The organism is Pseudomonas soli (genome assembly GCF_900110655.1).
GTDB classification, from domain to species: domain Bacteria; phylum Pseudomonadota; class Gammaproteobacteria; order Pseudomonadales; family Pseudomonadaceae; genus Aquipseudomonas; species Aquipseudomonas soli.
This window is the reverse complement of the sequence record NZ_FOEQ01000001.1, coordinates 669,992-685,441: the sequence shown is the minus strand read 5'-3', so window position 1 is coordinate 685,441 and position 15,450 is coordinate 669,992. Positions and strand designations below refer to the sequence as shown.

Below are 15,450 nucleotides of genomic sequence, written 5' to 3'. Positions count from 1 at the left end.
ACGAGCGTGTCACTGATCGCTTCCGACCAATTCCGCATCGTTGTCGGCCTCGGCAAGAGCGGCATGTCCCTGGTTCGCTTCCTGGCGAGCCGGGGCATTGCCTTTGCGGTCGCCGACACCCGCGAGCAACCGCCGGAACTGGACACCCTGCGCCGTGAATACCCGCAGGTGGAAGTGCGCTGTGGCGAGCTGGACGTGGACTTCCTGTGCCGGGCCAGCGAGCTGTATGTCAGCCCGGGCCTGGCCCTGGCCACGCCTGCGCTGCAACAGGCCGCGGCGCGTGGCGTCAAGCTGTCCGGGGACATCGAGCTGTTCGCCCATCACGCCAAGGCGCCGATCGTGGCCATCAGCGGCTCCAACGCCAAGAGCACCGTGACCACCCTGGTCGGCGAGATGGCCGCCAAGGCAGGCAAACGTGTGGCAGTCGGCGGCAATCTCGGCACCCCGGCCCTGGACTTGCTGGCGGACGACGTCGAGCTGTACGTGCTGGAGCTGTCGAGCTTCCAGCTGGAGACCACCGACCAGCTCAACGCCGAAGTGGCCACCGTGCTGAACATCAGCGAAGACCACATGGACCGCTACAGCGGCCTGCCGGCCTATCACCTGGCCAAGCACCGGATCTTCCGCGGCGCCCGCCAGGTGGTGGTCAACCGCCAGGATGCCCTGAGCCGTCCGTTGCCGGTCGAAGGCCGTCCGTGCTGGACCTTTGGCCTCAACGCACCGGACTTCAAGGCCTTCGGCCTGCGTGAAGTGGACGGCGAGAAATACCTGGCGTTCGAGTTCCAGACCCTCATGCCAGTGCGGGAGCTGAAGATCCGTGGCGCTCACAATCACAGTAACGCCCTGGCTGCCCTGGCCCTCGGCCACGCCGTCGGCCTGCCGTTCGCGCCTATGCTCGACGCGCTGCGCGAATTCAAGGGCCTGGCCCATCGTTGTCAGTGGGTGCGCGAGCGCAACGGCGTGAACTGGTACGACGATTCCAAGGCCACCAACGTCGGTGCCGCGCTGGCGGCCATCGAAGGCCTGGGCGCCGATATCGAGGGCAAACTGGTGCTGATCGCCGGCGGCGATGGCAAGGGTGCCGATTTTGCGGCCTTGCGCACCCCGGTGGCGCAGCATTGTCGCGCCGTGGTGCTGATCGGCCGCGATGCCGCACGCCTGGCCGAAACCCTGAAGGATGCCGTGCAACTGGTGCCCGTGCAGACCCTCGATGAGGCCGTGCAGCGTTGCGCCGAGCTGGCTCGCGCCGGTGACGCGGTGCTGCTGTCGCCGGCCTGCGCCAGCCTCGACATGTTCAAGAACTTTGAAGAGCGCGGGCGTCTGTTCGCCCAGGCAGCGGAGGGGCTGGCATGATCTTCGGCATCCTCAAGCCGTACCCGTCGCCGCTGATCAGCGGCCGTGGCATCGACCTCGACTTCCCGCTGCTGGCCGGTTGCCTGGCGCTGCTCGGCCTGGGCCTGGTGATGATCACCTCGGCTTCCTCCGAAGTGGCCGCGGTGCAGTCCGGCAACCCGCTGTACCACATGTTCCGCCACCTGGTGTACGTCACCCTGGGCCTGGGCGCCGGGTTGATGACCATGCTGGTGCCGATCGCCACCTGGCAGCGCATGGGCTTCATGATGCTGATCGGTGCCTTCGGCCTGTTGGTGCTGGTGCTGGTGCCCGGTATCGGCCGTGAGGTGAACGGTTCGATGCGCTGGATCGGCTTCAGCTTCTTCAACGTCCAGCCGTCGGAGATCGCCAAGGTCTTCGTGGTCATTTATCTCGCCGGCTACCTGGTGCGTCGCCAGACCGAGGTGCGCGAAAGCTGGATGGGCTTCTTCAAACCGTTCATCGTGCTGCTGCCAATGGCCGGCCTGCTGCTGATGGAGCCGGACTTCGGCGCCACGGTGGTGATGATGGGCGCTGCGGCGGCCATGCTGTTCCTCGGCGGGGTGGGGCTGTTCCGCTTCTCGCTGATGGTGGTGCTGGCGGTCATATCGGTGGTGGTACTGGTCCAGGCCCAGCCTTACCGGATGGCGCGCCTGATCACCTTCACCGACCCCTGGAGCGACCAGTTCGGCTCCGGCTACCAGCTGACCCAGGCGCTGATCGCCTTCGGCCGCGGCGAATGGTTGGGCGTGGGCCTGGGCAATAGCGTGCAGAAGCAGTTCTACCTGCCCGAGGCGCACACCGACTTCGTGTTCTCGGTACTGGCCGAAGAGCTGGGGGTGGTCGGCTCGTTGCTGACCATCGCGCTGTTCGTGTTCATCACCGTGCGTGCCCTGTACATCGGCCTGTGGGCCGAGAAGGCCAAGCAGTTCTTCGCCGCCTACATGGCCTTTGGTTTGTCATTCCTGTGGATCGGCCAGTTCCTGATCAACATCGGCGTGAATGTCGGCCTGTTGCCGACCAAGGGCCTGACTCTGCCGTTCCTCAGCTACGGGGGCAGCTCGCTGGTGATCTGTTGCGCCTGTGTCGGGCTGCTTTTACGCATCGAGTGGGAGAGCCGCACCCATCTTGGCAGCGAGGAACACGAATTCAAGGAAAGCGATTTTGCCGAGGAGACCAGTCATGGCCGCTGACGGCAAGAACGTCCTGATCATGGCCGGTGGCACTGGGGGCCACGTGTTCCCGGCCCTGGCCTGTGCCCGCGAGTTCCAGGCACGCGGCTACAGTGTGCATTGGCTGGGTACCCCGCGTGGCATCGAGAACGAACTGGTGCCCCAGGCCGGCCTGCCGCTGCACCTGATCCAGGTCAGCGGCCTGCGCGGCAAGGGCAAGCTGTCGCTGCTCAAGGCGCCGTTCACCCTGGTCAAAGCCGTGATGCAGGCGCGGCGCATCGTCCGTGAGCTCAAGCCGGTCTGCGTGGTCGGCTTCGGTGGCTATGTGACCGGCCCCGGTGGCGTAGCCGCGCGGTTGTGTGGCGTGCCACTGGTGATCCACGAGCAGAATGCTCGCGCCGGTACCACCAATCGGTTGCTGCTGCCGCTGGCCGCGCGTGTCTGCGAAGCATTCCCGGACACCTTTGCCGCCAGTGACAAGCTGCGCACTACCGGCAATCCGGTGCGCCCGGAGCTGTTCATGGACGCCCTGCGCGCGCCCCTGGCCGAGCGCCGTGCGCGCCTGTTGGTCATGGGCGGCAGCCTGGGTGCGGAACCATTGAACAAATTGTTGCCTAAGGCCCTGTCCGAGGTGCCGGCGAACCTGCGCCCCGAAGTTTTCCACCAGGCGGGCAGGAACCACGCGCCCGTCACCGCCGAGCGTTATCACGAGGCGGGGGTCGAGGCCCAGGTCGAACCGTTCATCAAGGACATGGCCCATGCCTATGGCTGGGCCGATATGGTGGTGTGCCGGGCCGGCGCCCTGACCGTCAGCGAACTCGCGGCGGCGGGCCTGCCCTCGATGCTGGTGCCCTTGCCCCATGCCATCGACGACCACCAGACTCACAACGCCCAATACCTGGCACGTGAAGGCGCCGCCTTCCTGATGCCACAAGCGACTACTGGCGCAGCGCAGCTCGCTGAACGCCTGAACGAGGTGCTGATGCAACCCGAGAAACTCAACGCCATGGCCGGCACCGCCCGCCGCCTGGCCAAACCTGCCGCAACCAGCACCGTGGTGGATATCTGCCTGGAGGTGGCCCATGGTTGAGAGCCAGAAAGCCATGCCGCATCCGAAGATGGGCCGTATCCGTCGCATCCACTTCGTCGGTATCGGCGGCGTCGGCATGTGCGGCATCGCCGAAGTGCTGCTGAACCTCGGCTATGAAGTGTCCGGCTCCGACCTCAAGGTGTCGCCGGTCACCGAGCGCCTTGAGTCGTTCGGCGCCGAGATCTTCGTCGGCCACCGCGCCGAGAACGCCGCCAATGCCGATGTGCTGGTGGTGTCCAGCGCGATCAATCCGGCCAACCCGGAAGTCGCCACCGCACTGGAGCGCCGCATCCCCGTGGTGCCGCGTGCCGAGATGCTCGCCGAGCTGATGCGCTATCGCCATGGCGTGGCGGTGGCCGGCACCCACGGCAAGACCACCACCACCAGCCTGCTGGCCTCGGTGTTCGCCGCCGGTGGCCTGGACCCGACCTTCGTCATCGGTGGTCGCCTGACCGCGGCCGGGACCAACGCGCAGTTGGGCACCAGCCGCTACCTGATCGCCGAAGCCGACGAGAGCGACGCCAGCTTCCTGCACCTGCAGCCCATGGTCGCGGTGGTCACCAACATCGACGCCGACCACATGGCCACCTACGAAGGCGACTTCAACAAGCTGAAGAAGACCTTTGTCGAGTTCCTCCACAACCTGCCGTTCTATGGCCTGGCGGTGATGTGCCTGGACGACCCGGTGGTGCGCGAGATCCTGCCGCAGGTCAAGCGCCCGACGGTTACCTACGGCTTCAGCGAAGAGGCCGACATCCGCGCCATCAATGTGCGTCAGCAGGGCATGCAGACCCACTTCACCGTGCTGCGCCGTGACTGTGAGCCGCTGGAAGTGTCGGTGAACATGCCGGGTAACCACAACGTGCTCAACGCGTTGGCGACCATCGCCATCGCCACCGACGAAGGCATCAGCGACGAGGCCATCGTCCAGGGCCTGTCGGGCTTCCAGGGCGTCGGTCGACGCTTCCAGGTCTACGGCGAGCTGCCGGTCGACGGTGGCAGCGTGATGCTGGTCGACGACTATGGCCACCACCCGACCGAGGTCGCCGCGGTGATCAAGGCCGTGCGTGGCGGCTGGCCGAGCCGCCGCCTGGTAATTGTCTACCAGCCGCACCGCTATAGCCGCACCCGCGATCTGTACGACGATTTCGTGCAGGTGCTGGGCGATGCCAACGTGCTGCTGCTGATGGAGGTCTACCCGGCCGGCGAAGAGCCGATCCCCGGCGCCGACAGCCGCCAGCTGTGCCACAGCATCCGCCAGCGCGGCAAGCTCGATCCGATCTACATCGAACGCGGCGCCGAGCTCGCGCCGCTGGTCAAGCCGCTGCTGCGCGCCGGCGACATCCTGATCTGCCAGGGTGCCGGCGATGTCGGCGGCCTGGCCCCGCAATTGATGAAAAGCCCGCTGTTCGCAGGCGCCAAGCAGGAGAAGTCGAAATGACCAGCGCCTACGACAAGTTGCACTCGACCCTGGACGTCAAGGCCTTTGGCCGCGTCGCCGTGCTGTACGGTGGCAAGAGTGCCGAGCGTGAGGTTTCCCTGAAGTCGGGCAAGGCAGTGATCGAGGCGCTGACCAGCGCTGGTGTCGACGTAGTCGCCATCGACGTCGGCGACGACCTGCTGACCCGCCTGCAGAGCGAGAAGATCGACCGCGCCTTCATCATCCTCCACGGCCGTGGCGGTGAGGACGGCAGCATGCAGGGCCTGCTCGAATGCCTGGGGATTCCCTACACCGGCAGCGGCATCCTCGCCTCGGCGCTGGCCATGGACAAGCTGCGCACCAAGCAGGTGTGGCAGAGCCTGGGTATCCCCACGCCGCGTCACGCCGTGCTGGCCAGCGAGCAGGATTGCGTGGCCGCCAGTGCGGAACTGGGCTTCCCGTTGATCGTCAAACCCGCCCATGAAGGTTCGAGCATCGGCATGGCCAAGGTGAACAGCGAGCAAGAGCTGGTCACCGCCTGGAAAGACGCCGCCAACTACGATTCGCAAGTGCTGGTCGAGCAGTGGATCCACGGTCCGGAGTTCACCATCGCCGTGCTGCGTGGCCAGGTGCTGCCGCCGATCGCGCTGGGCACCCCTCACGTGTTCTACGACTACGACGCCAAGTACATCGCCAATGACACCCAGTACCGCATCCCGTGCGGCCTGGACAGCGTCAAGGAGCAGGAGCTGATCGACCTTACCGCGCGCGCCTGCGATGCCGTTGGTATCGAGGGCTGGGGCCGTCTGGACGTGATGCAGGACGAGCAGGGCCGTTTCTGGCTGCTCGAGGTCAACACCGCACCGGGCATGACCGACCATAGCCTGGTGCCCATGGCGGCCCGTGCCGCCGGCCTGGACTTCCAGCAGCTGGTGCTGGCGATCCTGGCCGACAGCGTAGCGACGAGAGGTTAATAGCCATGCAAGGCGCGATGATACGTCAGCAGCCACCCGTCACCGGCCGTAGCAAGCCGGTGCCGCGTGGTGCCAGCCGACTGGTGGCTGACGAGCCCGTATCGGCGCGCCTGCCGCGGCCAAGCTTCGGCGGCCTCAAGCGTCTGCTGTGGCCGGTATTGCTGGTGGCCGCCGGTTTTGGCGCCTATGAGGGTGCCATTCGCCTGATGCCCTACGCCGACCGGCCGATCACCAAGATTGCCGTGCAGGGCGACCTCAGCTACATCAGTCAGCAGGCGGTGCAGCAGCGGATCGCGCCCTACGTGGCGGCGAGCTTCTTCACCGTCGACCTCGCGGCGATGCGCGTCGAGCTCGAGCAGATGCCCTGGATCGCCCACGCCGAAGTGCGCAGGGTGTGGCCGGACGAGGTGGTTATCCGCCTGGAAGAACAGTTGCCGGTGGCGCGCTGGGGCGACGAGGCCTTGCTCAACAACCAGGGGCAGGCCTTCACCCCGCGCGAGCTGGCCAACTACGAGCACCTGCCGCAGCTGTTCGGGCCGCAGCGCGCTCAGCAACAAGTCATGCAGCAGTATCAGGTATTGAGCCAGATGCTGCGCCCCATGGGCTTTTCCATCGCTCGCCTGGAGCTGCGCGAGCGAGGCAGCTGGTTCCTGACCACTGGCGCGGGTAGCGCCGGCCCAGGCATCGAGCTGCTGCTGGGGCGCGACCACCTGGTGGAGAAGATGCGCCGTTTCATTGCCATTTACGACAAATCGCTTAAAGACCAGATCACCAATATCGCCCGCATCGATCTGCGTTATTCCAACGGACTTGCCGTTGGTTGGCGGGAACCGAATGCACCGACGACGGCCCAACCCGCCGTTGCGAAGAATTAGAGAGAGGCAGGACCATGGCAAACGCGCATAGCGGCAAAATGATCGTCGGGCTGGACATCGGCACCTCCAAGGTGGTGGCGCTGGTGGGTGAAGTCGGCGAGGACGGCACCCTGGAGATCGTCGGGATCGGCACCCATCCGTCACGCGGCCTGAAGAAGGGCGTGGTGGTGAATATCGAATCGACCGTGCAGTCGATCCAGCGCGCCGTCGAAGAGGCCCAGCTGATGGCCGGCTGCCGCATCCATTCGGCGTTCGTCGGTGTTGCCGGCAACCATATCCGCAGCCTGAACTCCCACGGCATCGTCGCCATCCGCGACCGTGAAGTCAGCACCGCCGACCTCGAGCGCGTGCTCGATGCCGCCCAGGCCGTGGCCATCCCGGCCGACCAGCGGGTGCTGCACACCCTGCCGCAGGACTACGTGATCGACAACCAGGAAGGCGTGCGCGAGCCCCTGGGCATGTCGGGCGTGCGCCTGGAAGCCAAGGTCCACGTGGTTACCTGCGCGGTGAACGCGGCGCAGAACATCGAAAAATGCGTGCGTCGCTGCGGTCTGGAAATCGACGACATCATCCTCGAGCAACTGGCCTCGGCCTACTCGGTGCTGACCGACGACGAGAAAGAGCTGGGCGTGTGCCTGGTGGACATCGGTGGCGGCACCACCGACATCGCCATCTTCACCGAAGGCGCGATCCGCCACACCGCGGTAATTCCGATCGCCGGCGACCAGGTCACCAACGACATCGCCATGGCCCTGCGTACGCCTACGCAGTACGCCGAGGAAATCAAGATCCGCTACGCCTGCGCTCTGGCCAAGCTGGCCGGTGCCGGAGAGACCATCAAGGTGCCGAGCGTGGGTGATCGCCCGCCGCGCGAGCTGTCGCGCCAGGCCTTGGCCGAAGTGGTGGAGCCGCGTTACGACGAGCTGTTCACCCTGATCCAGGCTGAGCTGCGCCGCAGTGGCTACGAGGACCTGGTGCCGGCCGGCATCGTCCTCACCGGCGGTACCGCGAAGATGGAGGGTGCCGTGGAACTGGCCGAGGAAATCTTCCACATGCCGGTACGCCTGGGCGTGCCGCACAGCGTCCGCGGGCTGAGCGACGTGGTCCGCAACCCGATCTATTCCACCGGCGTGGGCCTGCTCACCTACGGCCTGCAGAAGCAGTCCGAGGACCTGTCCCTGACCGGTATCAGCAACAGCAACAGCAGCAACAACAGCTATGGCGATGAACCCAAGGGGCCAGTGCTTGAGCGACTCAAGCGTTGGGTCCAGAGCAACTTCTGAGTTTCAAAGCAGTAGTGGTAGGCGCGACAACTAGAGAACTGTAAGGAGAGGGAAAATGTTCGAGCTCGTAGACAACGTCCCGCAAAGTCCGGTCATCAAGGTGATCGGCGTCGGCGGTGGCGGCGGCAACGCCGTCAACCACATGGTCAAGAGCAGCATCGAGGGCGTGGAATTCATCTGCGCCAACACCGATGCTCAGGCGCTGAAAAATATCGGCGCGCGCACCATCCTGCAACTGGGCACCGGTGTGACCAAGGGCCTGGGTGCTGGCGCCAATCCGGAAGTCGGCCGTCAGGCCGCGCTGGAAGACCGTGAGCGCATCGCCGAAGTGCTGCAGGGCACCAACATGGTATTCATCACCACCGGCATGGGTGGTGGTACCGGTACCGGCGCGGCGCCGATCATCGCCGAAGTGGCCAAGGAAATGGGCATCCTCACCGTCGCGGTGGTGACCCGTCCGTTCCCGTTCGAAGGCCGCAAGCGCATGCAGATCGCCGATGAAGGCATCCGCATGCTGGCTGAAAGCGTCGACTCGCTGATCACCATCCCCAACGAGAAGCTGCTGACCATCCTGGGCAAGGATGCAAGCCTCTTGTCCGCCTTCGCCAAGGCTGACGACGTGCTGGCCGGCGCCGTGCGCGGCATCTCGGACATCATCAAGCGTCCGGGCATGATCAACGTCGACTTCGCCGACGTACGCACCGTGATGGGCGAGATGGGCATGGCGATGATGGGTACCGGCTGCGCCAGCGGCCCGAACCGTGCTCGCGAAGCCACCGAGGCGGCGATCCGCAACCCGTTGCTCGAAGACGTCAACCTGCAGGGCGCTCGCGGCATCCTGGTGAACATCACCGCAGGGCCTGACCTGTCGCTGGGCGAGTACTCCGACGTGGGTAGCATCATCGAGGCCTTCGCCTCCGACCACGCGATGGTCAAGGTCGGCACCGTGATCGACCCGGACATGCGCGACGAGCTGCACGTGACCGTCGTGGCCACTGGCCTGGGCGCGCGCATCGAGAAACCGGTCAAGGTGGTCGACAACACCCTGCAGACTGCTCAGCAGGCATATGAGGCCTCCAATCCTGCCCCGGCTCGCCAGGAGCAGTCGGCCGTCAACTACCGTGACCTGGAGCGCCCGACCGTGATGCGCAACCAAGCCCACGCAGGTGCTGCGGCTGCCGCTAAACTCAACCCCCAGGACGATCTGGATTACCTGGATATCCCGGCGTTCCTGCGTCGTCAGGCCGATTAATGGAATTTATCAGGGGTATAAGGGTGATTGGTGTTCAGCAAAGGCCGGGTCTGTTATCATCCCCAGCCTTTGTTGATACCTGTTCGCAATTTGCGCTGAAGCGGCCAATGCCATGATTAGACAACGCACCCTGAAGAATACCATCCGTGCCACAGGCGTCGGCCTGCACTCCGGGGAGAAGGTCTACCTGACCCTCAAGCCTGCGCCTGTCGACACCGGCATCGTCTTCCGTCGCGCCGACCTCGACCCTGTGGTCGAAATTCCGGCGCGCGCGGCCAACGTCGGCGAGACCACCATGTCGACCACGCTGGTCAACGGTGACGTCAAAGTCGATACGGTCGAGCACCTGCTCTCCGCCATGGCGGGCCTGGGCATCGATAACGCCTACGTCGAGCTCTCCGCCTCGGAAGTGCCGATCATGGATGGCAGTGCCGGACCCTTCGTATTCCTGATCCAATCGGCCGGCCTGGAAGAACAGGACGCACCGAAGAAGTTCATCCGCATCCTGCGTGAAGTGACAGTGGAAGAGGGTGACAAGCGCGCCACTTTCCTGCCCTTCGACGGGTTCAAGGTGAGCTTCGAGATCGATTTCGATCACCCGGTCCTCAAGGGCCAGACCCAGAGCGCTGTTGTCGACTTCTCGAGCACCTCGTTCGTGAAGGAAGTCAGCCGTGCCCGTACCTTCGGTTTCATGCGTGACATCGAGTACCTGCGCAAGCACAACCTTGCGCTGGGTGGTAGTGTCGAGAACGCCATCGTCGTCGACGAGACGGGTGTGCTAAACGAAGACGGCCTTCGTTCCGATGACGAATTCGTCAAGCACAAGATCCTCGACGCCATCGGCGATCTGTACCTGCTGGGCAACAGCCTGATCGGCGAGTTCAAGGGATACAAGTCCGGGCACGCGCTGAACAACCAGCTGCTGCGCAAGCTGATCGCGGAAACCGATGCTTGGGAAGTGGTGACTTTCGAAGATGCCAGCACGGCACCGATCTCGTACATGCGCCCTGTTGCGGCTGTGTAAGTTCGAACACTCTCTCTAGTGATTAAGGCCACCCTCGGGTGGCCTTTTTTATACGCGATGATCCAGGTTGCATCTTATTTGGAGTCGGGTTTGAGCAAAACCGATCAAGTCTTGGCATGTGTCGCCAGCCGCTCCAGCGCCGCCTTGAGCTTGGGATCGCTGATGCCCTCGGCGGACCCGCGGATGCTCAACGCGGCAGTTTCCGTCAGCTCCGGGCCTTGGCCTGCGCGCTTCGCTGGGACCAAGGGCGGCTGTACCTTGAATTGGATGCGGCTGAGGTTGGCGAAGGCTTCCATGGCCTGGAGCTGGCGTTGCAGACGCTTCTGCTGGTAGCGCAGGCGGGTAGCCCAATGGCCGTCGGTTACCACCAGCAACAAGGTGCCTTCCTTCCAGGACGCCACGTGGCAATGCTCCCGGGCGGCCGGTTGCAACTGACTCTCGAGCAGACGCTGCAGATGCTCGATGCGCTCGGCTTGGTTGAGCAGCAAGCGCAGTGGCCGCGCCTTGCGCAGCAGGTCGGCGGGTGGGCGGGCAGGGCTAGGTTTGTAGGCCATGGGATTGCGCTGAAAATGACAGGACCATCAGTCTAACAGTTGGTCATTCATCACGGGGCCCGCTCGGCCCACACGCCGTGATCAGGGGCGGGAGCAGACTGGCCCCGCGATCGTCCGTCGGATCTTGATACAAGTCATTGGCGATACGTTTCATCTATGCGCACCTTGAACTTGTGCAAAAAGGCCCTATGTTAGTCAGGCCCCCTAAAAGCGCTGTGCCAGCATCGTGGAAATCCACCACTTTCCTCACCATCGTTTCCGGGTAGAATGCTCGTTCGCATGCGGCCTCTGGGCTGCACGGGCGACTCATGGGGCCGCCCTCCATCCCTACGTGTGGAAGATCCTGCCGATATGTTTGCGCCTTTGTTAAAAAAACTTTTTGGAAGCAAGAACGAGCGTGAAATCAAACGCATGCTCAAGACGGTGAGCACCGTCAATGCCTTCGAAGAGAAGATGGTGGCCCTCTCCGATGAGCAACTGCGGGGCAAGACCGCAGAGTTCAAGGAACGCCTGGCCAAAGGCGAAACGCTCGACCAACTGCTGCCAGAAGCCTTCGCGGTAGCCCGCGAGGCCGGCAAGCGCGTGATGGGCATGCGTCACTTCGATGTCCAGCTGATCGGCGGCATGACCTTGCACGAAGGCATGATCGCAGAAATGCGTACCGGTGAAGGCAAGACCTTGGTCGGTACCCTGGCCGTCTACCTCAATGCGCTGTCCGGCAAGGGTGTGCACGTGGTCACCGTCAACGACTACCTGGCCCGCCGCGACGCCAACTGGATGCGCCCGCTGTATGAGTTCCTCGGCCTGACCGTCGGCATCGTCTCGGCGTTCCAGCCGCCGGAAGAGAAGCGTGCCGCCTACGCCGCCGACATCACCTACGGCACCAACAACGAATTCGGGTTCGACTACCTGCGCGACAACATGGCGTTCAGCCAGGACGAGAAGTTCCAGCGTGAGCTGAACTTCGCGGTGATCGACGAAGTCGACTCGATCCTCATCGACGAAGCGCGTACCCCTCTGATCATCTCCGGCCAGGCCGAGGACAGCTCCAAGCTGTACATCGAGATCAACCGCCTGATCCCGCGCCTGACCCAGCACATCGAGGAAGTCGAAGGCCAGGTGACCCAAGAGGGTCACTACAGCATCGACGAGAAGAGCCGCCAGGTCGAACTGAACGAGGCCGGCCACCAGTTCATCGAGGACATGCTCACCCAATCCGGCCTGCTGGCCGAGGGCGAGAGCCTGTACTCCGCGCACAATCTGGGCCTGCTGACCCACGTCTACGCCGGCCTGCGGGCGCATAAACTGTTCCACCGCAACGTCGAGTACATCGTCCAGGATGGCCAGATCCTCCTGATCGACGAGCACACCGGCCGCACCATGCCGGGCCGCCGCCTGTCCGAGGGCCTGCACCAGGCCATCGAGGCCAAGGAAAACCTGAACATCCAGGCCGAAAGCCAGACCCTGGCCTCGACCACCTTCCAGAACTACTTCCGTCTGTACACCAAGCTGTCGGGCATGACCGGTACCGCCGACACCGAGGCGTTCGAGTTCGCGCAGATCTACGCGCTCAACGTGATGGTCATCCCGCCGAACAAGCCGTTGGCGCGCAAGGATTTCAACGACCTGGTGTACCTGACCGCCGACGAGAAGTACGCGGCGATCATTGCCGACATCAAGGAAAGCATGGCCCAGGGCCGTCCTGTCCTGGTCGGCACCGCGACCATCGAAACCTCCGAGCACATGTCCAACCTGCTCAAGAAGGAAGGTATCGACCACAAGGTCCTGAACGCCAAGTACCACGAGAAAGAAGCCGAGATCATCGCGCAAGCCGGTGCGCCGGGTGCCCTGACCATCGCTACCAACATGGCCGGCCGTGGTACCGACATCCTGCTGGGCGGTAACTGGGAGGCCGAAGTCGCCGCCCTGGACAACCCGACCGCCGAGCAGATCGCCCAGATCAAGGCCGACTGGCAGAAGCGTCACCAGCAGGTGCTGGAGGCCGGTGGCCTGCACGTGATCGCCTCCGAGCGTCACGAATCGCGCCGTATCGACAACCAGCTGCGTGGCCGTGCCGGCCGTCAGGGCGATGCCGGCTCGAGCCGCTTCTACCTGTCGCTGGAAGACAGCCTGATGCGCATCTTCGCCTCCGACCGGGTGAAAAACTTCATGAAGGCCCTGGGCATGCAGTCCGGCGAGGCCATCGAGCACCGCATGGTGACCAACGCCATCGAAAAAGCGCAGCGCAAGGTCGAGGGTCGCAACTTCGATATCCGCAAGCAGCTGCTCGAATACGACGACGTGGCCAACGAACAGCGCAAGGTGATCTACCACATGCGCAACAGCCTGCTGGCGGCCGAGAACATCGGTGACACCATCGCCGAGTTCCGCCAGGAAGTGCTCGATGCAACCATCAGCCAGCACATCCCGCCGCAGTCGCTGCCCGAGCAGTGGGACGTGGCTGGCCTCGAGGCTTCGCTGTCCAGCGACTTCGCCATGAAGCTGCCGATCCAGCAGTGGCTCGACGAGGACGATCACCTCTACGAGGAGACCCTGCGCGAGAAGCTGCTCAAGGAAATCACCGACGCCTACAACGAGAAGGAAGACCAGGCCGGCATCGACGCCCTGCGTACCTTCGAGAAGCAGATCCTGCTGCGCGTGCTGGACGACCTGTGGAAAGACCACCTGTCGACCATGGACCACCTGCGCCACGGTATCCACCTGCGCGGCTATGCGCAGAAGAACCCCAAGCAGGAGTACAAGCGCGAATCCTTCACCCTGTTCCAGGAGCTGCTCGAGTCGATCAAGCGCGACACCATCCGCGTGCTGTCGCACGTTCAGGTCCGTCGCGAAGACCCGGTCGAGGAAGAAGCCCGTCTGCGCCGCGAGGCCGAGGAACTGGCCAGCCGCATGCAGTTCCAGCACGCCGCCGCACCTGGCCTGGAAGGCGAGCAACTGGCCGAGGAGGGCGCTGAAGTCGCCGTCGCATCGGCCCCTGTGCGCAACGACATGAAGCTCGGTCGCAACGAGCCTTGCTGGTGTGGCTCGGGCAAGAAATTCAAGCATTGCCATGGTCAGATTGAATGATCTGAACCACCTGCAGTAACGTGACACATCCGGGGCCGCTTTGCGGCCCCGCTTTTTGTTCTCAACCGATTTATCTAGGAGCGCTCTAATGGCTGTTGGTCTTGGTCCCCTGCCCACCCTGCACCCGGTTCCCGGTTTCGAACTCGGTATCGCCTCGGCGGGCATCAAGCGCCCGGGGCGCAAGGATGTGGTGGTGATGCGCTGCGCCGAAGGCTCCAGCGTCGCCGGCGTGTTCACCCTCAACGCCTTCTGCGCGGCACCGGTGATCCTCTCCAAGCAGCGCGTGCAGGGCACCGTGCGTTACCTGCTGACCAACACCGGCAACGCCAACGCCGGCACCGGCGCCCCGGGCCTGGCCGCCGCCGAGCGCACCTGCGCCAGGCTGGCCGAACTGGCCGGCGTGCCGGCCGAGTCGGTCCTGCCGTTCTCCACCGGTGTGATCGGCGAGCCGCTGCCGGTCGAGAAGATCGAAGGCGCGCTGCAGGCCGCCCTGGACAATCTGTCGGAAAACAACTGGGCCGAAGCCGCCACCGGCATCATGACCACTGACACCCTGCCCAAGGGCGCCAGCCGTCAGTTCCAGTTCGACGGCAAGACCATCACCGTCACAGGCATCAGCAAGGGCGCGGGGATGATCCGCCCGAACATGGCCACCATGCTCGGCTACATCGCCACCGACGCCAAGGTCGCCCCGGCGGTGTTGAAGGACCTGATGCTCGACGGCGCCAACAAGTCGTTCAACCGCATCACCATCGACGGCGACACCTCGACCAACGACTGCTGCATGCTGATCGCCACCGGCAAGGCCGATGTGCCGGAAGTGACCGAAGCCAGCGGCGCGCTGTTCGAAGCACTGAAGCAAGCGGTGTTCGAAGTGTGCATGGAGGTGGCGCAGGCTATCGTCCGTGACGGCGAAGGCGCCACCAAGTTCGTCACCGTGCAGGTCAACGGTGGTGGCAACCACCAGGAGTGCCTGGACGTCGGCTACGCCGTGGCTCACTCGCCGTTGATCAAGACCGCGCTGTTCGCCTCCGACCCCAACTGGGGCCGCATTCTCGCAGCTGTCGGTCGCGCCGGCGTGCCCGAGCTGGATGTCAGCCTGATCGACGTGTATCTGGACAGCGTGTGCATCGCCAGCAAAGGCGGGCGCAGCCCGAGCTACACCGAGGCGCAAGGCTCGGCGGTGATGGCCCAGGAAGAGATCACCATCCGTATCGACCTCGGCCGTGGCCAGTGCAGCGAAACCATCTGGACCACCGACCTGTCCCACGAGTACGTGAAGATCAACGCCGAATACCGCACCTGATGTCACAGGGGCTGCACAGCAGCCCCAATATCCCGAATTTTA

Annotated in this window: 12 protein-coding genes; 11 read left to right on the top strand and 1 reads right to left on the bottom strand. The window is 64.2% G+C overall.

From position 1 onward, the window contains the following. Positions 1–6 precede the first annotated feature (6 nt). From murD to lpxC, 9 genes are all read left to right on the top strand, one after another. Entirely contained in the window at positions 7–1,353 is a 1,347-nt protein-coding gene (gene murD, locus BMY03_RS03170) for a UDP-N-acetylmuramoyl-L-alanine--D-glutamate ligase (protein ID WP_038707414.1), read from the top strand. After that, positions 1,350–2,564 (top strand): putative lipid II flippase FtsW, encoded by a 1,215-nt coding sequence (gene ftsW, locus BMY03_RS03165; protein ID WP_023632511.1) that lies wholly within the window; start codon positions 1,350–1,352, stop codon positions 2,562–2,564. The genes murD and ftsW overlap by 4 nt, the downstream gene beginning before the upstream one ends. Then, entirely contained in the window at positions 2,554–3,633 is a 1,080-nt protein-coding gene (gene murG / locus BMY03_RS03160; protein WP_094010217.1) for an undecaprenyldiphospho-muramoylpentapeptide beta-N-acetylglucosaminyltransferase, read from the top strand. The genes ftsW and murG overlap by 11 nt, the downstream gene beginning before the upstream one ends. Then, positions 3,626–5,074 carry a UDP-N-acetylmuramate--L-alanine ligase gene (murC, locus tag BMY03_RS03155; protein ID WP_038707416.1) on the top strand — a complete coding sequence of 483 codons (1,449 nt, stop codon included), beginning with the start codon at positions 3,626–3,628 and terminating at the stop codon, positions 5,072–5,074. Before murG ends, murC begins: the two co-directional genes overlap by 8 nt. Next, positions 5,071–6,027: a D-alanine--D-alanine ligase gene (locus BMY03_RS03150; protein WP_094010216.1), complete on the top strand. Its 957-nt coding sequence runs from the start codon at positions 5,071–5,073 to the stop codon at positions 6,025–6,027. The genes murC and BMY03_RS03150 overlap by 4 nt, the downstream gene beginning before the upstream one ends. Positions 6,028–6,032: 5 nt before the next feature. Next, complete coding sequence (locus tag BMY03_RS03145) at positions 6,033–6,902, top strand: cell division protein FtsQ/DivIB (RefSeq protein ID WP_023629819.1); 870 nt, start codon at positions 6,033–6,035, stop codon at positions 6,900–6,902. Positions 6,903–6,916: 14 nt separating this feature from the next. Beyond that, on the top strand, positions 6,917–8,185 hold the full coding sequence (gene ftsA, locus BMY03_RS03140; RefSeq protein ID WP_094010215.1) for a cell division protein FtsA: 1,269 nt from the start codon (positions 6,917–6,919) through the stop codon (positions 8,183–8,185). 55 nt (positions 8,186–8,240) lie between these two features. Continuing rightward, entirely contained in the window at positions 8,241–9,437 is a 1,197-nt protein-coding gene (gene ftsZ / locus BMY03_RS03135; protein WP_023629818.1) for a cell division protein FtsZ, read from the top strand. Between the two features lie 112 nt (positions 9,438–9,549). Next, positions 9,550–10,461, top strand: coding sequence for a UDP-3-O-acyl-N-acetylglucosamine deacetylase (lpxC, locus tag BMY03_RS03130; RefSeq protein WP_023629817.1), 912 nt, complete (start codon positions 9,550–9,552; stop codon positions 10,459–10,461). Between the two features lie 104 nt (positions 10,462–10,565). Here lpxC and BMY03_RS03125 read toward each other — a convergent pair whose 3' ends face one another. Continuing rightward, entirely contained in the window at positions 10,566–11,015 is a 450-nt protein-coding gene (locus BMY03_RS03125) for a DUF721 domain-containing protein (RefSeq protein WP_023629816.1), read from the bottom strand. Between the two features lie 351 nt (positions 11,016–11,366). Here BMY03_RS03125 and secA point away from each other — a divergent pair, with 351 nt between their 5' ends. Together secA and argJ are read left to right on the top strand one after the other, a co-directional pair. Continuing rightward, positions 11,367–14,102 (top strand): preprotein translocase subunit SecA, encoded by a 2,736-nt coding sequence (gene secA, locus BMY03_RS03120; protein WP_031314821.1) that lies wholly within the window; start codon positions 11,367–11,369, stop codon positions 14,100–14,102. A gap of 88 nt (positions 14,103–14,190) precedes the next feature. Next, the gene (gene argJ / locus BMY03_RS03115) at positions 14,191–15,408 is read left to right on the top strand and encodes a bifunctional glutamate N-acetyltransferase/amino-acid acetyltransferase ArgJ (RefSeq protein WP_038707417.1); all 1,218 of its coding nucleotides are present in this window, start codon (positions 14,191–14,193) and stop codon (positions 15,406–15,408) included. The last annotated feature ends 42 nt before the right edge of the window (positions 15,409–15,450 follow it).